Origin of the sequence: Streptomyces sp. NPDC058751, from assembly GCF_042746485.1 — a bacterium.
In the GTDB taxonomy this organism is placed as follows: Bacteria; Actinomycetota; Actinomycetes; order Streptomycetales; family Streptomycetaceae; genus Streptomyces.
Genome location: NZ_JBHYPZ010000047.1, coordinates 45,580 through 63,966, shown reverse-complemented (window position 1 = coordinate 63,966; position 18,387 = coordinate 45,580). Strand labels below are relative to the sequence as shown.

General features: G+C 71.7%; 15 protein-coding genes, 3 tRNA genes and 1 pseudogene. 10 read left to right on the top strand and 9 right to left on the bottom strand.

Features of this window, described 5'->3' with window-relative positions; translation table 11 throughout:
- Positions 1–119: 119 nt before the first annotated feature.
- The 3 genes from ACFW6B_RS33660 to ACFW6B_RS33650 all read left to right on the top strand — a co-directional run bounded on the left by ACFW6B_RS33660 (position 120) and on the right by ACFW6B_RS33650 (position 4,745).
- On the top strand, positions 120–1,961 hold the full coding sequence (locus ACFW6B_RS33660; RefSeq protein WP_386602211.1) for a hypothetical protein: 1,842 nt from the start codon (positions 120–122) through the stop codon (positions 1,959–1,961).
- Positions 1,962–2,192: 231 nt separating this feature from the next.
- Positions 2,193–3,710 (top strand): N,N-dimethylformamidase beta subunit family domain-containing protein, encoded by a 1,518-nt coding sequence (locus tag ACFW6B_RS33655; protein ID WP_386602175.1) that lies wholly within the window; start codon positions 2,193–2,195, stop codon positions 3,708–3,710.
- A gap of 135 nt (positions 3,711–3,845) precedes the next feature.
- The gene (locus ACFW6B_RS33650) at positions 3,846–4,745 is read left to right on the top strand and encodes a phosphoribosylaminoimidazolesuccinocarboxamide synthase (protein ID WP_386602173.1); all 900 of its coding nucleotides are present in this window, start codon (positions 3,846–3,848) and stop codon (positions 4,743–4,745) included.
- Between the two features lie 98 nt (positions 4,746–4,843).
- On the opposite strand, the gene ACFW6B_RS33645 is transcribed toward ACFW6B_RS33650, so the two are convergent.
- The 8 genes and pseudogenes from ACFW6B_RS33645 to ACFW6B_RS33610 form a co-directional block, all read right to left on the bottom strand.
- Positions 4,844–4,916 (bottom strand) — tRNA-Gly (locus tag ACFW6B_RS33645).
- Positions 4,917–4,938: 22 nt separating this feature from the next.
- Positions 4,939–5,583, bottom strand: coding sequence for a response regulator (locus ACFW6B_RS33640; protein WP_386602171.1), 645 nt, complete (start codon positions 5,581–5,583; stop codon positions 4,939–4,941).
- A 347-nt stretch (positions 5,584–5,930) separates the two neighbouring features.
- Positions 5,931–7,166 (bottom strand): annotated as a pseudogene (locus ACFW6B_RS33635) (sensor histidine kinase); the annotation flags it as partial.
- Positions 7,167–7,180: 14 nt separating this feature from the next.
- Positions 7,181–7,984, bottom strand: coding sequence for an ABC transporter permease (locus ACFW6B_RS33630; protein ID WP_386602169.1), 804 nt, complete (start codon positions 7,982–7,984; stop codon positions 7,181–7,183).
- Positions 7,981–9,042, bottom strand: coding sequence for an ABC transporter ATP-binding protein (locus tag ACFW6B_RS33625; RefSeq protein WP_386602167.1), 1,062 nt, complete (start codon positions 9,040–9,042; stop codon positions 7,981–7,983). Before ACFW6B_RS33625 ends, ACFW6B_RS33630 begins: the two co-directional genes overlap by 4 nt.
- Before the next feature lie 158 nt (positions 9,043–9,200).
- Positions 9,201–9,273 (bottom strand) — tRNA-Gly (locus ACFW6B_RS33620).
- Positions 9,274–9,389: 116 nt separating this feature from the next.
- A tRNA-Gly gene (locus tag ACFW6B_RS33615) sits at positions 9,390–9,461 on the bottom strand.
- 161 nt (positions 9,462–9,622) lie between these two features.
- Positions 9,623–9,940 carry an Lsr2 family protein gene (locus ACFW6B_RS33610; RefSeq protein WP_339130310.1) on the bottom strand — a complete coding sequence of 106 codons (318 nt, stop codon included), beginning with the start codon at positions 9,938–9,940 and terminating at the stop codon, positions 9,623–9,625.
- Between the two features lie 361 nt (positions 9,941–10,301).
- Here ACFW6B_RS33610 and purS point away from each other — a divergent pair, with 361 nt between their 5' ends.
- The 7 genes from purS (at position 10,302) to purM (ending at position 17,747) form a co-directional block, all read left to right on the top strand.
- Positions 10,302–10,565: a phosphoribosylformylglycinamidine synthase subunit PurS gene (gene purS / locus ACFW6B_RS33605; protein WP_009313473.1), complete on the top strand. Its 264-nt coding sequence runs from the start codon at positions 10,302–10,304 to the stop codon at positions 10,563–10,565.
- Positions 10,562–11,242, top strand: a complete 681-nt coding sequence (gene purQ, locus ACFW6B_RS33600; protein ID WP_386602164.1) for a phosphoribosylformylglycinamidine synthase subunit PurQ — start codon at positions 10,562–10,564, stop codon at positions 11,240–11,242. Before purS ends, purQ begins: the two co-directional genes overlap by 4 nt.
- Complete coding sequence (gene purL, locus ACFW6B_RS33595; protein ID WP_386602162.1) at positions 11,239–13,497, top strand: phosphoribosylformylglycinamidine synthase subunit PurL; 2,259 nt, start codon at positions 11,239–11,241, stop codon at positions 13,495–13,497. The genes purQ and purL overlap by 4 nt, the downstream gene beginning before the upstream one ends.
- A gap of 164 nt (positions 13,498–13,661) precedes the next feature.
- On the top strand, positions 13,662–14,456 hold the full coding sequence (locus ACFW6B_RS33590; RefSeq protein ID WP_386602160.1) for a sterol carrier family protein: 795 nt from the start codon (positions 13,662–13,664) through the stop codon (positions 14,454–14,456).
- 59 nt (positions 14,457–14,515) lie between these two features.
- Positions 14,516–15,016, top strand: a complete 501-nt coding sequence (locus tag ACFW6B_RS33585) for an META domain-containing protein (RefSeq protein ID WP_386602158.1) — start codon at positions 14,516–14,518, stop codon at positions 15,014–15,016.
- Between the two features lie 61 nt (positions 15,017–15,077).
- A complete protein-coding gene (purF, locus tag ACFW6B_RS33580) occupies positions 15,078–16,604 on the top strand; it encodes an amidophosphoribosyltransferase (protein WP_386602157.1) in 1,527 nt (508 codons plus the stop codon).
- A 42-nt stretch (positions 16,605–16,646) separates the two neighbouring features.
- Positions 16,647–17,747 (top strand): phosphoribosylformylglycinamidine cyclo-ligase, encoded by a 1,101-nt coding sequence (gene purM, locus ACFW6B_RS33575; RefSeq protein WP_386602155.1) that lies wholly within the window; start codon positions 16,647–16,649, stop codon positions 17,745–17,747.
- Between the two features lie 200 nt (positions 17,748–17,947).
- On the opposite strand, the gene ACFW6B_RS33570 is transcribed toward purM, so the two are convergent.
- Entirely contained in the window at positions 17,948–18,202 is a 255-nt protein-coding gene (locus ACFW6B_RS33570; protein ID WP_037615441.1) for a DUF3073 domain-containing protein, read from the bottom strand.
- Positions 18,203–18,387 lie beyond the last annotated feature (185 nt).

Genomic DNA, 18,387 nt, shown 5'->3' with positions numbered 1-18,387 from the left:
GATGTCGGTGGCGGGTGCCACAGTGGGGGAGTGACCAACGCCAGGGCATCCGCCTGCACCGGCAGCGACACGGCCGGGGCCGGGCGGACAAGAGGGGGTGACGTCCGGTCGTGACCGGTATGGGTGTGGAGGTGGGCGCGCAGGCAGCGCGCTCCCGGGCTCTCGCCGTGCTGCGCGTCCGCAGCAGGGCGCTGGCCGTCGCCCTGCTGCCCGCGGCCGTGGCCGTCGTGCTGCTCGTCGGTGCCGTCACCGGCCGCGCCACCGGTACGTCCTGGGGGGTCGTGCGATGGACCGTGACGGTGTTCGCCGTCCTCGTCCTTCTCGCGGCGGCGGGCATCGCCCTCGTCGTGGCCCGCGCCCGGCCCGCGATGAGCCCCACGGTCCCGATCCCCGAGGAATCGGCCCCCGACCTCTACCGCATGGTCCGTGACCTGGCCGACCGCCTCGACGTCCCGGCCCCCTCGGCGATAGCCCTCACCCCGGACTGCGACAGCTGGCTGGAGGACCGCACCCACCGGGCGCACGGCCGTTCCTCTCCGGGCGGAAGGGACGAGCCGGACGCCCGGCCCGGAGGTCCGGCCGGAGGCGACCCGACGGCGACCGCGCCGACGGACCGTGCCGCCCGGGTCGCCCCGGCCCCCGTCCTCGTCATCGGCTCCCCGTTCCTGTGGTGGATGCGGGTCGGCGAGCTGCGGGCGGTCCTCGCCCCCGTCGTCGCCGGTACGGGCCCGTCCGCGCAGCCGGACATAGCCGCGGCCCGCCGCTTCGTACGGGGCCTGGACGCGGCCGTGGCCGTGGCCTCCGAGCCCGGCCGGGGCCCGCTGTCCCGCACGGTCCTGGCCGGCGTCGGCTGGGTCACCCGTCTCCTGCTGCGCGGCTGCCGGGAGCACGCGGCCGAGATGGAGCGGGCCGTGGCGTCCTCGGCGGCCGAGCGCGCCCAGGCCGTGGACTACGGCGTGCGGATCGTCGCCCAGGAGCAGGTGGGTCTCGCGTACGCGGGCTGGGACCGTCTGCTGACCCGTGTCGCGCTGCCCGCCTGGCGGATGGGCCGCTGGCCCTCCCGGCTGGACGTGGGTGTCGTCGCCGCCCTGACCGAGCTCTCCCGCCGCGACCGCCTCGCCGAGGGCTTCGCCTCCCGGCTCGGCGAGCGTCCCGCCTGCGACCTGCTCGAAGAGCCCGGCATCGTGGACGAGGCCGCCTCGCTGCTCGCCGCCCGGCTCTTCCACGGCGGTCCCGCCGAGGCCGGTCCCGACTGGGCACCGGTCGACTGGCAGGACTACCCGGACGAGGTCGTCGACCGCAAGTGGCGCATCGACGCGGCCCGGCTCCACCGGGTCCTGGACGCGCTCGGCGTCCGCCACCCCGCCGACCCCGCGCTGCCCGAGGCGGACGGCCCGACCCTGGCTCGTGTGCTGGACCACCTGTCCGCGCCCCGGGGAGCCGGTCCCGACCCGGACCCGGACCCCGCGGCCGTCCTCGCCGAGTACCGGACCGAGGCGTACGGGGAGATGGGGATCGCCGAGAGCGACGACCCCGACCTCGCCGTGGGGAACGAGCGGTCCGCGGCCCTCGCCGCCCGGCTCACCGCGGAACTGGCCCGCGAGGAGGCGTCCGCCCCGGTGAGGCCCCGGCCCGCCGGGAGCGACGGCCGGCAGGACCCCGACCGCGACCTGTGGGACGACCGGATGCTCCCGCTGTTCCCCCTCCAGCCGCCCAGGACCGGCCGCGAACTGCTGGCCGACCACGTCACGGCGATGGTCTGCTGCGCCGCCATGGACACGGCCGGGGCGGTCCCCGGACTCGACTGGCTGGACGGCCCCTCCCTCCTCGTCGGCGGGGAGCGGGCCGCGGACATCGGCCCCCGCGTCCTCACCCTCATAGAGACGGGGGACCCCGTTCCCCTGCGGGACTGGCTCCGCCATCTCGGCGTCCGCCCGGAGAAACCGGTCCGTCTCGTCTGACGGGTCCGACGGCGGCCACCGCCCGGCGTCCGCCCCGCCGGCAGCGCTTCCGGCCCCTGCACGCGCCCCACCGTTCGCAGGCGCCCCGGGCCCGCCGGAGCCGGTGGTTCCACTCACGCCAATTCGCGACGAACGGTGACGGACCGCGCGCGTAATGTGATGTGCTGGGACCGATCGAGCACAGGGCAAGGGCTTGCCGGTACGACGGGGGCACGAGGGAGGGGTGCGGGCATGGGATCTGAGCAGATCCGCCGCTGGGAGTCGGGGGCACTCGCGCACGCCGTCACGGATCCCTTCGGCCTGGGACCCGTTCCCTGGCTCCGCGGCAGCGAGACCTACTTCGACGACACCGGCCACGTCGTCCCCTGGTACGTGGACACCGAAGCACCCCAGCCGACGGCCGGCGCCTCCCGGATCCCGGCGCCGCGCTCCACCTCCCACGCCCGCCCGCGCACGGATCCGGGCCCCCGCTCCGCCGACGACGTCCACCGCCAGATCAAGGGCTTCACCAGCACGGGTGCCACAGCCCCCGGCGAGTCCATCGACTTCCACGTGACGGTCGACCCGCCGCAGGAGTTCAGCGTCGACATCTACCGCATCGGCCACTACGGCGGTGACGGCGCCAGCAAGATCACCACGAGCCCCCGGCTCTCCGGGATCGTCCAGCCGCCGCCGCTCACCGCCGACCGCACGGTCTCCTGCCACCACTGGTGGCTCTCCTGGCGCCTGCAGATCCCGTCCTACTGGAACGTCGGAGCCTACGTCGCCGTCCTGACCACCCTCGACGGCTACCGCTCGCACGTGCCCTTCACCGTCCGCAACCACCAGACGGCCGACCTGCTCCTGCTGCTCCCGGACATCACCTGGCAGGCGTACAACCTGTACCCGGAGGACGGCCACATCGGCGCCAGCCTCTACCACGCCTGGGACGAGAGCGGCCGGCTCCTCGGGGAGGCCGACGCCGCGACGACCGTCTCCTTCGACCGCCCGTACGCGGGCGCGGGCCTGCCCCTCCACGTCGGCCACGCCTACGACTTCATCCGCTGGGCCGAGCGCTACGGCTACGACCTCGCCTACGCCGACGCCCGCGATCTGCACGCGGGCCGCGTGGACCCCACCCGCTACCGCGGCCTGGTCTTCCCCGGCCACGACGAGTACTGGTCACCGCAGATGCGCCGCACCACGGAACTCGCCCGCGAGCACGGCACCTCGCTCGTCTTCCTCTCCGCCAACACCATGTACTGGCAGGTGGAGCTGGGACCGTCCCCGTCGGGCGTCGCCGACCGGCTGCTGACGTGCCGCAAGCGCAGGGGTCCCGGAAAGCCCGTTCTGTGGCGCGAGATCGACCGCCCGGAGCAGCAGCTCATCGGCATCCAGTACGCCGGGCGCGTCCCCGAGCCGCATCCGCTGATCGTCCGCAACGCCGACCACTGGCTGTGGGAGGCGACCGGGGCGCACGACGGCGACGAGGTGGAGGGCATGGTCGCGGGCGAGGCGGACCGTTACTTCCCGCGCACCCCACTGCCCGAGCACCAGGACCGGATCCTGCTCGCGCACTCCCCGTACCCCGACAGCGAGGGCGTCGTGCGCCATCAGGAGACCTCGCTCTACCGCGCCCCGTCCGGCGCCCTGGTCTTCGCGTCCGGGACGTTCGCGTGGTCCCCGGCCCTCGACCGCCCCGGGCACGTGGACCCCCGTATCCAGCGGGCCACCGCCAATCTCCTCGACCGCATCTGCAAACACGACTGAGGAAGCCCCCGTCGGGCACCCCGTGACGCACCCGCGCCAGGGGGTGCCCGCACACGCCCGGCACGCCCCCTGTCCACACCGGCTCATCCCGTACGGGAGAATCGAGCGCATTGGACAGAACCACGGGGAGGAACCGTGTCCGGATTCGTCGAAAAGCCCGAGCCCCTTCAGGTGCCGGGTCTGGTGCATCTGCACACCGGCAAGGTGCGCGATCTGTACCAGAACGAGGCGGGCGACCTCGTGATGGTCGCCAGCGACCGCATCTCCGCCTACGACTGGGTTCTCCCCACCGAGATCCCCGACAAGGGCCGCACACTCACCCAGCTCTCCCTGTGGTGGTTCGACCAGCTCTCCGAACTGGCGCCCAACCACGTGCTGAGCACCGAACTCCCGCCGGGCGCCCCGGCCGACTGGGCCGGCCGCACCCTGATCTGCAAGTCCCTGCGGATGGCGCCGGTCGAATGCGTCGCCCGCGGCTATCTGACCGGCTCGGGCCTCGTCGAGTACGACGAGTCCCGCACGGTCTGCGGTCTCGCGCTCCCCGAGGGGCTCGTCGACGGCTCGGAGCTGCCCGCGCCGATCTTCACCCCGGCGACCAAGGCGGCGGTCGGCGAGCACGACGAGAACGTCTCGTACGAGGAGGTCGCCCGTCAGGTCGGCGCCGACACCGCGGCCGAGCTGCGCCAGGCGACCCTCGCGATCTACGGCCGTGCCCGTGACATCGCCCGCGACCGGGGCATCATCCTCGCGGACACCAAGTTCGAGTTCGGCTACGACGGGGAGACGCTCGTCCTCGCCGACGAGGTGCTGACGCCGGACTCCTCGCGCTTCTGGCCCGCCGACGTCTGGGAGCCGGGTCACGCGCAGCCGTCCTTCGACAAGCAGTACGTCCGCGACTGGCTGACCTCCGCCGAGTCGGGCTGGGACCGCAAGAGCGAGCAGCCGCCGCCCGCCCTGCCCGAGCACGTCGTGGAAGCCACCCGCGCCAAGTACATCGAGGCGTACGAGCGTCTGACGGGCGTGAGCTGGTCCTGACGCCGTACGCGGGCCCGGCCAGCGGCCGGGCCCGCGTACGCGGAGCGGTCCGCGCACACGAAGAAGCCCCCGACCGAGGTCGGGGGCTTCTTCTGCTGAGCGGACGACGAGGCTCGAACTCGCGACCTCAACCTTGGCAAGGTTGCGCTCTACCAACTGAGCTACGTCCGCATGCGCCGTGGCGCGAGAGCAACTATACCCAACCTCGCTCCCGTGCGAGACGCACTGCCGCGTGCCGGTTTTCCGCGCCCAGTTTGGAGACGGCCGACGACAGGTAGTTCCGCACCGTTCCCTGGGACAGCGCGGCCCGTTCCGCGATCTCCGCCACGGGCGCCCCGTCGGCGGCGAATTCGAGCACCTCGGCCTCGCGCGCGGTCAGCGGCGAGTCCCCGGCGGAGATCGCGTCGGCGGCCAACTCCGGGTCCACGTAACGGTTTCCCGCGTGGACGGTACGGATGATCTCCGCGAGCCGCCGCGCACTGACCGTCTTCGGGACGAACCCGCGCACACCCGCCGCGAGCGCCCGTTTCAGATGTCCCGGCCGCCCGTGGCTCGTCACGATCAGCACCTGGCAGGCGGGCAGTTCGGTCCGCAGCGATGTGGCCACGCTCACACCGTCCGCCCCCGGCATCTGAAGATCCAGGACGGCGACATCGGGCGCGTGCGCCAGCGCCATCGCCAGCGCCTCCGGTCCGGTCGCGGCTTCGGCGACCACGACCAGGTCGTCCTCCAGCCCGAGCAGCGCGGCCAGCGCTCCCCGGATCAGATGCTCGTCGTCGGCGAGCAGCAGCCGCACGGGAACGCCGGGCACGGGCGCGCCGGGCGACGGGAACGTCATGGGGTGCCCTCCCTCACCTGACACGAGCCCTGCGGGCCCGCCGAATCCTCGGACGTCTCGTTGCCCGCCGGGGCCGCGACACCGGGAGCGACCGCGCACCCACCCGGGGCCGAGCCGCCGGTCACGGCCGTGCGGGCGCCCGGGGCCGGGCTGCCGAGGGCACCCGTTCCGGTGTCCGGTGCCGTGTCGCCACGGACGCCCGCACCCGCGCCCGTGCTGCCGGGTGCCGCCGCGCGCCGGGCCGGGGCCGGGCTGCCGAGGGTGCCTGTGCCGGTGTCCGGGGCCGGGTCGCCGTGAGTGCCCGGGGCCGGGGGAGTGTTGCCGAAAGAGGTTGTGCGCGCCTCCGGGGAGGAGCGCAACGGCACGTCCGCCGTCAGCCGGAACACTCCGCCGCTCGCGCCGGCCCGCAGCACCCCGCCCACCTCCTCCAGCCGCTCCCGCAGCCCCACGAGCCCGCTGCCCCTGCCGGGCACCGGACCGCCGTCAGGACCGGGGCCCGGTCCCGCCCGGTCGGGCACCCCGTCGTTCTCGACGGTGAGCGTCACCCGCCCGTCCGTCACCCGCAGGGACAACGCGCACGACCTGGCGTTCCCGTGCCGCAGCACGTTGGTGGTCGCCTCCCGCACGACCCAGCCGAGCGCCGACTGGACCTGTGCCGGCAGCCCCGCGGCCGTGCCGGTGACGGCGCAGTCGATGCCGGCGGCCGTCAACACGCCTTGGGATCCCGCCAGTTCGTTTGCGAGATCGGCCTCGCGGTAACCCCGTACGACCTCGCGCACCTCTCGCTGGGACTCCCGCGCGAGCCGCTGCACCTCGGTCATCTGGTCCATGGCCTCGGGCCGACCGCGCCGGGCGAGCTGTACGGCGAGTTCGCTCTTGAGGGCGATCACCGCGAGGTTGCGGCCCATCACGTCGTGCAGATCGCGGCCGAAGCGCAGCCGTTCCTCGGCGACGGCGAGCCGGGTGCGGGTCTCGCGGGCCGCGTCGAGTTCGTACACGGCGTCGAGGAGCCAGACGGAGAAGGCCGCCGTGAAGGTGAGGAAACCGGCGGACAGCAGCACCAGGACGGCGGTGATCAGCGCGGCGGGGCCCGTGAAGCCGAGGGGCAGGCAGAGCACCCCGGTGCCCGCGGCCGCGCCGAGCACGACGTACGTCATCCGGCGCCGGTCGCGGATCCCGAGCGCGACCGTGCCGGTGCCGAACGCGGTGACACCGACGACCAGCGTGGAGGCGACCACGAGCGCGTCGTCGCTCTCCGGATGCCAGGGGCTGCCCGAGAGGACGGCCCCCGCGACGGCCGTCACACAGGTGCTCGTGGCCAGGGCCAGCAGCGTCGGCCGGGGCTGCTCCCGGCTGCCGCGCGTCCAGTCCAGCGCCCGCGAGGCCGTCACCGCGCAGAGCACCGAGTGCCCGCACATCAGCAGGAGCACCGCCCAGCCGCGCCCTGTCGGCATGTTCCCGAAGACGGGCAGTCCGATCAGGGCGGCTTCGATCAGCGCGAAGAAGTGGAACGACCACCGGGTGTACGTCTCGACCTTCGCCGGTGTGCTCTTGCCCCGCCACCAGCCGGACGGCCTGGCCATCCCCACCCCCGTGCTCATCGCCGAGGTTCCCAGCGGAACCACCGTCGTACAGCAAACACGGCGATCGCGGTCCAGGCCACCGCCGTGACGAGGGCGCCGACGGTGTCGTGGGCGGAGAGGTGTCCGGTCCAGCCGCCGCGGATCAGGGTGATCACCGGGGTGAGCGGCAGCAGTTCGCAGAACGGGGCCGTGCCGTCGGGCAGCATCTCCAGGGGGATGAAGGTCCCGGAGCCGAGCAGCGACACCAGGGTCAGCGGGGTGGCCGCGATCTGGGCGCCCTCGACGCTCCTGCTGAAGCTCGCGGTGACGGCCGCGAGCGCCGGCCAGGTGATGAACGCCGACAGCAGCCCCAGCAGGACGAGTTGGGGCTTCTCGGGCATCCCGACGCCGAGTGCCGCCCCGTAGGCGGCGGTCAGGAGCAGGCACTGGGCGAGGCCGATCGCCACCGAGGGCAGCGCGGCGCCCGCGAGGATCTCCAGGTCCCGCAGCTCGCCGGTGCGCAGCCGCTTGAGGACGAGTTCCTCGCGGCGGGCCGTGTACACGCTCGCCAGGGAGCTGTAGACGGCGAAGAGGAGCGAGAAGCCGATGGAGGAGGGGAGCAGGACCGAACCGGCGGTGAGGCCGGTGCCCTTCAGATCCATCGACCCGAGGTTCGAGCGGAGCATGAACGGCATGACCATCGGCACGAGCACCGCGGCGGCGAGGGTCGCCCGTGCGCGGCCCAGCAGGGTCAGTTCGGCGCGTGCCAGCGCTCTCGTCCGGCCGGCGGCCGTGGTCCGGGCCGTGCCGACACCGGTGGTGACCGTTGTCCCGCTCATGCCGCAGTTCCCCTCGTGCGCGTCTTCCGCGTGTCCGCGGTCTTCCCCGGTCCGTCCAACCCGTCCGATCCGTCCGGCCCGAGCGATCCGTCCGGTCCGTCCGGTCCGACCGGCCCGTGCCCGGCCGCCTCCCGCGAGATCCGCAGGAACGCCTCCTCCAGGGAGGCCGAGCGCATGTCGAGCCCCCGCAGCTCGACGCGCGCCCGCTCGGCCCACACCAGCAGGGCCGTGGCCGTCCGCTGGAGTTCGCCGGTGCGCAGCCGGATCGTCCGGCCCGTCGTCTCGTGGCCGCTCACCCCGAGCCCCGGCAGCGGGGGCAGGTCTCCGAGGAGGTAGCCGTCGGGCAGTTCGAAGGAGACGTGCGAGGGCTGGGAGGCGGTCACCTCCGCCGGGGTGCCGAGGGCCGCGACACGTCCTTCGTGCAGGATCGCCAGCCGGTCGGCGAGCGCCTCCGCCTCCTCCAGGTAGTGGGTGGTCAGCAGGACCGTGGTCCCGCCGTCGCGCAGTTCGCGGACCAACTCCCAGGTGCTCCGGCGGCCTTCCACGTCGAGTCCGGTCGTGGGTTCGTCGAGGAAGAGGACCTCGGGGTCGCCGAGGAGCGCGAGCGCCAGGTCCAGGCGCCGCCTCTCGCCGCCGGACAACTGCTTCACGCGCACCCGCGAGCGGTGCGCGAGCCCGACCCGGTCCAGGATCCGTGCGGGGGGCCGGGACCCGCTGGTGCACGCCGCCCACATCCGCGCGGTCTCGGCGACCGTCAGCTCGGAAGGGAAGCCGCCCTCCTGGAGCATCACGCCGATACGGGGTCGTACGGCGGCCCGGTCCGCGTACGGATCGTGCCCGAGGACCCGCACGCGTCCGCCCGCGGGTGGAGCCAGGCCCTCGATCAGTTCGACGGTGGAGGTCTTGCCCGCGCCGTTGGTGCCGAGGAGCGCGAAGATCTCACCGCGGCCCACCGAGAAGGTGACTCGGCGCACCGCCTCGAAATCCTTTCCGCCGCCCCCGTACACACGCCGCAGATCCGTGACCTCGATCACGTCGTCGTGTTCGTTCGTGTCCATGGGATCAGCGTCGGTGCGGACGGATCCCGGCGGCAGTGCGCGGTGTCATCACTCGGCATGACAAATGTCAGAGGGCTTCGGCACCGTGTCGGCAGGACGTCGAAGCGCACGGGGACACGAGAAAGGCCCCGGTCCACTGACCGGGGCCTTCTTCACTGAGCGGACGACGAGGCTCGAACTCGCGACCTCAACCTTGGCAAGGTTGCGCTCTACCAACTGAGCTACGTCCGCATTGCCTCCGACCGGCTTCCACCGATCGGCGCGAGCACCACCCTACCTGATCGTCCCCCAAGCTCTCGACAAGCTCGAGCAGGGGGTACCCCCATTGTGATCGGTAAGAAGTGCAGAGCGGGTGACAGGAATTGCACACTGCGCCTTCCCCCTGGAAGGGGGATGTTCTACTACTGAACTACACCCGCACGACCTTCGGGTTCCGGCTTTTTCGGCCTTGCCCCTCGGCGTGTTCCAGACTCTAGCTGATCGGACGGGGGTCAGCGCAAGTCGGTTCTCCGGGGGCCGGCGGAGGACCCGGCCGGGCACCCCGGCGGGGCACCCGGACCGGTCCGGAGCGGGCGCCGGATCAGTGCGCCTCGGCGAACGCCTCGTAGACCTTCTTGGGGATCCGGCCGCGCGGCGGCACGTCCATCTTGTTGGAGCGGGCCCAGGCGCGGACCGCCGCGGGATCCGGCGTCAGCGCGGTGTGCGTGTACGCCTTCCCGGACTTGGACCGCTTGCGGCCGGCCTCGACGTACGGCTCGAGGGCCTTGCGCAGTTCCTCGGCATTGGTTGGATTGAGGTCGATCTCGTACGACTTGCCGTCGAGTCCGAAGGCGATCGTTTCCGCCGCTTCCGAGCCGTCGATGTCGTCAAAGAGAGTGACCACGACACGCTGCGCCACGAATATCGGTCCCTTCGTGCGACACCTTCGCGATCAACGGTCATGACGTGCGCGGACGTCACGGAGTTGTCGCCGAGATGTCGACTGTCCGGCTGTTATCGAGCAAAGTATCGGCTATTGCCAATTCATTTGTACAGTGCCCGGCATTGCAATGTGAAGCCCGACTAAATCCTCTCGCGCGCCCGATGGCAATGGGGTCCTGCCGTTCTTCTGCGGTTTTTCCCAGGATTTTCCGTGCATGCCCCCGCGTCGATGCGTGATCGTGATCGGGCTCACGTAGGAATCTACGAATCTACGCGAGTAGAAATTTTGTGCGGGTAGTCTGAAGGGACCTGCTCAGCACCACACACCGGGAGTGCCAGTGGCACGCGTCGTAGTCGACGTCATGCTCAAGCCGGAGATCCTCGACCCCCAGGGCCAGGCGGTGCAGCGTGCACTGCCGCGCCTCGGTTTCGAAGGCATCTCCGACGTCCGTCAGGGAAAGCGTTTCGAACTGGAAGTGGACGGACCGGTGGACGACGCCGCGCTCGCCCGCATCCACGAACTGGCGGAATCCTTCCTCGCCAACACCGTGATCGAGGACTTCACCGTCAAGGTCGAGGAAGTCGCGGAGGCCGGAAAGTGACCGCTCGCATTGGAGTCGTCACCTTTCCGGGCAGCCTCGACGACCGCGACACGCAGCGCGCGATCAGGCTCGCGGGCGCCGAGCCCGTGGCCCTCTGGCACAAGGACAAGGACCTCAAGCAGGTCGACGCCGTCGTGCTGCCCGGCGGTTTCTCGTACGGCGACTATCTGCGGGCGGGCGCCATCTCGCGCTTCTCGCCGGTGATGGAGACCGTCATCGAGCAGGCGAAGGCCGGAATGCCGGTCCTCGGCATCTGCAACGGCTTCCAGGTCCTCACCGAGGCGCACCTGCTCCCCGGCGGGATGCTCGGCAACGACCACCTCCACTTCATCTGCCGCGACCAGAAGCTGCGGGTGGAGAACGCGGACACCGCCTGGACCGCCGACTACACGGCCGGCCAGGAGATCCACATCCCGCTGAAGAACATGGACGGCCGGTACGTCGCCGACGAGTACACGCTCGACAAGCTGGAGGCGGAGGGCCGGGTCGCCTTCCGGTACGTCGACTTCAACCCGAACGGCTCGCTGCGGGACATCGCCGGCATCACCAACGAGGCCGGGAACGTCGTCGGCCTCATGCCGCACCCCGAGCACGCCGTCGAGCCGCTGATCGGTACCGGCCGCACCGACGGCCTCCCCTTCTTCACCTCGATCCTCAAGAAGCTGGTCAACGCATGAGCCGCACGCCTCTGGACACGGTCGAGCACGCGGCCGCGACCCCCGACGTCGAGCTGCCCTGGGCCGAACTGGGCCTGAAGAAGGACGAGTACGAGCGCGTCGTCGAGATCCTCGGCCGCCGGCCCACCGGCGCCGAGCTCGCCATGTACTCCGTCATGTGGTCCGAGCACTGCTCCTACAAGTCGTCGAAGGTGCACCTGCGCCAGTTCGGCGAGAAGGCCCCGCAGAGCGACGCGCTCCTCGTCGGCATCGGCGAGAACGCGGGCGTGGTCGACGTCGGCCAGGGCTACGCGGTCACCTTCAAGGTCGAGTCGCACAACCACCCGTCGTACGTCGAGCCCTACCAGGGCGCGGCCACCGGCGTCGGCGGCATCGTGCGCGACATCATCGCCATGGGCGCCCGCCCGGTCGCGGTCGTGGACCCGCTGCGCTTCGGCGCCGCCGACCACCCCGACACCAAGCGCGTCCTGCCCGGCGTCGTCGCCGGCATCGGCGGCTACGGCAACTGCCTGGGCCTGCCGAACATCGGCGGCGAGGTCGTCTTCGACGCCTGCTACCAGGGAAACCCGCTGGTCAACGCCGGTGCCATCGGCGTCATGCGGCACGAGGACATCCACCTCGCGAAGGCGTCCGGCACCGGCAACAAGGTCATCCTCTACGGGGCCCGCACGGGCGGCGACGGCATCGGCGGCGCCTCGATCCTCGCCTCCGAGACCTTCGACGACGCCAAGCCCTCGAAGCGCCCGGCCGTCCAGGTCGGCGACCCCTTCCAGGAGAAGCTCCTCATCGAGTGCACCCTGGAGGCCTTCGCCGAGAAGCTGGTCGTCGGCATCCAGGACCTCGGCGCGGCCGGCCTGTCCTGCGCCACCTCCGAGCTCGCCTCCAACGGCTCCGGCGGCATGCGCGTCACCCTGGACGACGTACCGCTGCGCGACTCCACGCTCTCGCCCGAGGAGATCCTCATGAGCGAGTCGCAGGAACGCATGTGCGCGGTCGTCGAGCCGGAGAAGGTCGACCGGTTCCTGGAGATCTGCGACAAGTGGGACGTCATCGCCACCGTCATCGGTGAGGTCACCGACGGCGACCGCCTGGAGATCTTCTGGCACGGCGGCAAGATCGTCGACGTCGACCCGCGCACGGTCGCGCACGACGGCCCGGTCTACGAGCGCCCCTACGCCCGCCCCGAGTGGCAGGACGCGCTCCAGGCCGACGACGCCGGCAAGCTGCCCCGCCCGGAGAACGGCGCGGAGCTGAAGGACCAGGTCCTGAAGCTGGTCTCCTCCCCGAACCAGGCCTCCAAGTCCTGGATCACCTCCCAGTACGACCACTTCGTGCAGGGCAACACGGTGCTGGCGCAGCCCGAGGACTCGGGCATGATCCGCATCGACGAGGAGTCCGGGCTCGGCGTCGCCATCGCCACCGACGGCAACGGCCGCTACGCCAAGCTCGACCCGTACGCGGGCGCGCAGCTCGCCCTCGCCGAGGCCTACCGCAACGTCGCGACGACCGGCGCCAAGCCGCTCGCCGTGTCCGACTGCCTGAACTTCGGCTCGCCCGAGGACCCGGCCGTCATGTGGCAGTTCGCCGAGGCGATCCGCGGTCTGGCCGACGCCTGCCAGCAGCTGGGCACCCCGGTGACCGGCGGCAACGTCTCGCTGTACAACCAGACCGGCGAGGTGGCCATCCACCCGACCCCGGTCGTGGCCGTCCTCGGCGTCATCGACGACGTGGCCCGCCGCACCCCGGTCGCCTTCCAGGAAGAGGGCCAGCTCCTCTACCTGCTCGGCGACACCCGCGAGGAGTTCGGCGGTTCGGCCTGGTCCCAGGTCGTCCACGACCACCTGGGCGGTCTGCCGCCGCAGGTCGACCTGGAGCGCGAGCGGCTGCTCGCCGAGATCCTGATCTCGGCCTCCCGCGACGGCATGATCGACTCCGCGCACGACCTGTCCGACGGCGGTCTGGTCCAGGCCGTGGTCGAGTCGGCGCTGCTCGGCGGCAAGGGCGCGCGGCTGGTCGTGCCCGACGGTCTCGACGCGTTCACCTTCCTGTTCTCGGAGTCGGCGGGCCGCGCGGTCGTCGCCGTCCCGCGTTCGGAGGAACTCCGCTTCAACGACATGTGCGGTGCCCGGGGTCTGCCCGTCACCCGCATCGGTGTCGTCGACGGCGACGCGGTGGAGGTCCAGGGCGAGTTCGCGCTCCCCCTGGACGAGCTGCGCACGGCCCACGAGGGGACGATCCCGGCGCTGCTGGCGTAACCCGCCCGCTCCCGCGAGGGTCCGCCCGCTCGCGTTCGTACGAAGGCCCCGCCCGTTTCGACGGGCGGGGCCTTCGCCGTGCCGGCCGCCCGTGCTCCCGGCCCGTTCGCCGACGCTCGCTCACCGCCGGCCAGCCCGGCCGGGACAGCCCTTAGGCTCGCCGTATGACCTCAGCCCGGAAGCGCGCGCGCACCTACGACCCGGCCAGGATCCGTGCGGCGGTGCTCGCCCAGTTCGGGAACGTGCGGGAGGGCGTGCGCGCCCTGAGCGAGGAGCAGTTGGCACGCCCGGCCGGGCTCGGGGACTGGAGCGTGCGGGAGCTGGCCGCGCACATCACGATGTCCCTCGACGTCGTGGACCGCCAGCTCGGCCTGCCCGCGCCCGCCGCGAAGGAAATCGCGCTGCTCGACTGGCCGTTCGGGACGGCGTCCCGCGCCGGGGCCGTCGCCGACGGCACGCGCGCCCTCGCCGCCGCCCACCCCGACCTCGACGCGCTCTACGCGGCCGTCGGCGCGCGGATCACCGAGCACCTGGCCACCGCCCCCGGCGACCGGCTGCTCGGCGTGCCCGCCGGGGCGATGACCCTCGCCGACTTCCTCGTCACCCGCACGGTCGAACTCGTCGTCCACACCGACGACCTGAACCGCGCCGCCGGCACGGACGTCCCCTTCGACCGCCAGGCCCTCGCCGCCTGCACCCGGCTGCTCGCCGACGCCCTCGCCGTGAAGGCGCCCGGCGCCTCGACCGAGGTCCGGATCCCGCCGTACGCCGTCGTGCAGTGCGTGCAGGGGCCCCGGCACACCCGTGGGACCCCGCCGAACGTCGTCGAGACGGACCCGCTGACCTGGCTCCGGCTCGCGACGGGACGTACGGAGTGGAAGGCGGCGCTGGACGAGGCGAAGGTCAGCGCGAGCGGCGAGCGCGCCGACCTCGGCGGCCTGCTCCCGCTGATGGGATAGCCGACGGACGGCCGTCCCCCGGAGGGGAACCGGGCACCCGGCCCTCACGTCACATCGTCATGGACGAGCGGCGAACGGTCCTCGGTGGCCTGGCCCTGCTGTCCCTCGCCGTCGCGTGCGGCGCCCGGACGGCGGAGGACGGTTCCGCCGGGACGGAGCCCGCGCCGCCGACCGGCGTGCACCGAAGTGCCGACAGCCTCACCCGGGAGAAGGACGCACCCCTGCGGGGGACGCGGTGGACGGTCACGGCACTGGGCGACGGCCGCGTCTCCCGGCCGCTCCCGAAGGGGACGGACGCGTACTTCGTCCTCCGCGAGGACGGCACCTTCGAGGGCCGGTTCGGCTGCAACCACGCGTCCGGGAGGGCCGTCGTCGGCGACGGGAACATCACCCTCGGTCCGGCCCGGACGACCCGAATGATGTGCCAAGACTCACTCATGAGGACCGAGAAGACGCTCCTGGGACTCTTCGACGGCAAGGTCACCTACACCTTGGACCACCGCGGCATCGCGCTGACCAGCGAGAACGGCACGGTCCTCGACGCGGTGGCCGCCGAGTGATCCACTGGGAGCCCGTATCCCCAATTCGGACCAGTGGTCGATCTCGCCTACACTCGGTGCCGTGCCACGTGGTGACGGTCGACTCAGTCATGATCTGCTCCCCGGTGAGAAAGGCCCCCAGGACGCTTGCGGCGTCTTCGGTGTCTGGGCTCCCGGCGAAGAGGTCGCCAAGCTCACTTACTTCGGGCTCTACGCCCTCCAGCATCGGGGTCAGGAATCCGCGGGAATCGCGGTCAGCAACGGCTCCAAGATCCTCGTCTTCAAGGACATGGGCCTCGTGTCCCAGGTCTTCGACGAGACCTCGCTCGGTTCGCTCCAGGGTCATATCGCGGTCGGTCACGCCCGCTACTCGACCACCGGTGCCTCCGTGTGGGAGAACGCCCAGCCGACGTTCCGTGCCACCGCGCACGGCTCCATCGCGCTCGGCCACAACGGCAACCTCGTCAACACGGCGCAGCTCGCCGAGATGGTCGCCGACCTGCCCAAGCAGGAAGGCCGCAGCACTCGCGCGGCGGCCACCAACGACACCGACCTGCTCACCGCGCTCCTCGCGGCCCAGGTCGACGAGGACGGCAAGCCGCTGACCATAGAGGAGGCCGCCTACGAGGTCCTCCCCCAGGTCAAGGGCGCCTTCTCGCTCGTCTTCATGAACGAGCACACCCTGTACGCCGCCCGTGACCCGCAGGGCATCCGCCCGCTGGTCCTCGGCCGCCTGGAGCGCGGCTGGGTGGTGGCCTCCGAGTCCGCCGCCCTCGACATCTGCGGCGCGAGCTTCGTGCGCGAGATCGAGCCGGGCGAGTTCGTCGCCATCGACGAGAACGGTCTGCGGACCTCGCGGTTCGCGGAAGCGAAGCCCAAGGGCTGTGTCTTCGAGTACGTCTACCTGGCCCGTCCCGACACGGACATCGCCGGCCGGAACGTGTACCTCTCGCGCGTCGAGATGGGCCGCAGACTCGCCAAGGAAGCCCCGGTCGAGGCCGACCTGGTGATAGCGACCCCGGAGTCCGGGACGCCCGCCGCGATCGGTTACGCGGAGGCCTCCGGCATCCCCTTCGGCGCCGGCCTGGTCAAGAACGCCTACGTCGGCCGGACCTTCATCCAGCCCTCGCAGACGATCCGCCAGCTCGGGATCCGCCTGAAGCTGAACCCGCTCAAGGAAGTCATCAAGGGCAAGCGCCTGGTCGTCGTCGACGACTCGATCGTGCGCGGCAACACCCAGCGCGCCCTGGTCCGGATGCTCCGCGAGGCGGGTGCGGCCGAGGTCCACATCCGGATCTCCTCCCCGCCCGTGAAGTGGCCCTGCTTCTTCGGCATCGACTTCGCGACCCGCGCCGAGCTGATCGCGAACGGCATGACGATCGAGGAGATCGGCACCTCGCTCGGCGCCGACTCGCTCTCGTACATCTCCCTGGACGGGATGATCGAGGCCACGACGATCGACAAGCCGAACCTGTGCCGCGCCTGCTTCGACGGCGAGTACCCGATGGAGCTTCCGGACCCCGAACTGCTCGGCAAGCAGCTCCTGGAGACCGAGCTGGCCGCGGGTCCCGCAGCCACGGCCGCGGCTGACGCCATCCGTCGCCCGTAGCGCCGCAGAGCCCCGTTTCACCAACCCGAAAGATCCCAGGCAATGTCTGCTGTATCCGATCAGTCGACTTCGTCGACGGGCACTGCTTCCGGCGCGTCCTACGCGGCCGCCGGAGTCGACATCGAGGCGGGCGACCGCGCCGTCGAGCTGATGAAGGAGTGGGTGAAGAAGACGCAGCGTCCCGAGGTCCTCGGCGGCCTCGGCGGCTTCGCCGGTCTCTTCGACGCCTCCGCCCTCAAGCGCTTCGAGCGCCCGCTGCTCGCCTCCGCCACCGACGGCGTGGGCACCAAGGTCGACATCGCCCGGCAGCTCGGCGTGTACGACACCATCGGCCACGACCTCGTGGCGATGGTCATGGACGACATCGTGGTCTGCGGCGCGGAGCCGCTCTTCATGACCGACTACATCTGTGTGGGCAAGGTCCACCCGGAGCGGGTCGCGGCCATCGTGAAGGGCATCGCCGAGGGCTGTGTCCTCGCGGGCTGCGCCCTGGTGGGCGGCGAGACGGCGGAGCACCCCGGCCTGCTCGGCCCGGACGACTTCGACGTGGCGGGCGCCGGCACGGGCGCGGTCGAGGCCGATCAGCTGCTCGGCCCGGATCGCATCCGTACGGGTGACGCGGTGATCGCCATGGCGGCCTCCGGTCTTCACTCGAACGGGTACTCGCTCGTCCGGCACGTCCTCTTCGACCGGGCGAACCTGCGCCTGGACCAGCACGTCGAGGAGTTCGGCCGCACGCTCGGCGAGGAGCTCCTGGAGCCCACCAAGATCTACTCGCTGGACTGCCTGACGCTGACGAAGAGCACCGAGGTGCACGCCTTCAGCCACATCACCGGCGGCGGTCTCGCGGCCAACCTGGCCCGGGTCATCCCGGACGGTCTGCACGCCGTGGTCGACCGTGGCACCTGGACCCCGGCACCGGTCTTCGACCTGGTCGGCAGGACCGGAAGCGTCGAGCGGCTGGAGCTGGAGAAGACGCTGAACATGGGCGTCGGCATGATGGCGATCGTGCCCGAGGAGTCGGCCGAGGTCGCCCTCGCCGTCCTCGCGGACCGCGGAGTGGAAGCCTGGGTCGCCGGTGAGATCACCGAGCGCGGTGACCACGCGACGGGTGCCGAGCTCGTCGGCGACTACGCGAGCTGAGATGCACGACGGGAGCCGAGGCCCGCGGTCACGCGGGCCGAAGCCCCCGGAGCAGCACGAAACCCGGTCCGGCATGGAAGCCCCGGACCGGGTGAGGTGCAGTCGCTACGAGAAATCCGCCAGGCGGGATCGACCAGAAACCCACGCCAGGAGATCCGCTACGGGAAGAGATCGCGGAAACTGCGAGGGACGCTGTTGCGTCAAGCGCCGCGACGTTGCGACTGGGGACCGGACTGGTCGTCCTCGTCCTCGTCGTCGTCGTTGTAGAGATCCGCGTACTGTGCGTACGGGTCGTCTTCCTCGTCGTCGTCTTCGAACGGCTCGCCATTCGGCGGCTGGCTCGAAGTCGAAGCGCCCAGCTCATTGGCCAGACGCGAGAGGTCAGTCCCGCCGCTGCTGTACTTCAGCTGGCGGGCGACCTTCGTCTGCTTGGCCTTTGCCCGGCCGCGCCCCATGGCTCGACCCCCTCGGATACGGGGCTCGACGGCCCCAGAGTCTTGACACGCGTTCATGATCTGGAACGGACTCTCCGTGGAGAGACCGGTCCGTAGGGCTTCCACGGTACCTGAGCCCGCGCCCATACGGTACGTCGCCCGCAGCACGCGCCTTCGCCCAGCACCAGCGGGGTGCCCCGTCCTCG

Coding starts and splice junctions, on each gene's coding strand:
- ACFW6B_RS33590 (WP_386602160.1), top strand. CDS start 13,662: ATGACCTCAGCCCGGAAGCGCGCGCGCACCTACGACCCGGCCAGGATC.
- ACFW6B_RS33655 (WP_386602175.1), top strand. CDS start 2,193: ATGGGATCTGAGCAGATCCGCCGCTGGGAGTCGGGGGCACTCGCGCAC.
- ACFW6B_RS33640 (WP_386602171.1), bottom strand. CDS start 5,583: ATGACGTTCCCGTCGCCCGGCGCGCCCGTGCCCGGCGTTCCCGTGCGG.
- ACFW6B_RS33630 (WP_386602169.1), bottom strand. CDS start 7,984: ATGAGCGGGACAACGGTCACCACCGGTGTCGGCACGGCCCGGACCACG.
- purL (WP_386602162.1), top strand. CDS start 11,239: ATGAGCCGCACGCCTCTGGACACGGTCGAGCACGCGGCCGCGACCCCC.
- ACFW6B_RS33660 (WP_386602211.1), top strand. CDS start 120: ATGGGTGTGGAGGTGGGCGCGCAGGCAGCGCGCTCCCGGGCTCTCGCC.
- purM (WP_386602155.1), top strand. CDS start 16,647: ATGTCTGCTGTATCCGATCAGTCGACTTCGTCGACGGGCACTGCTTCC.
- ACFW6B_RS33625 (WP_386602167.1), bottom strand. CDS start 9,042: ATGGACACGAACGAACACGACGACGTGATCGAGGTCACGGATCTGCGG.
- ACFW6B_RS33570 (WP_037615441.1), bottom strand. CDS start 18,202: ATGGGGCGCGGCCGGGCAAAGGCCAAGCAGACGAAGGTCGCCCGCCAG.
- ACFW6B_RS33585 (WP_386602158.1), top strand. CDS start 14,516: ATGGACGAGCGGCGAACGGTCCTCGGTGGCCTGGCCCTGCTGTCCCTC.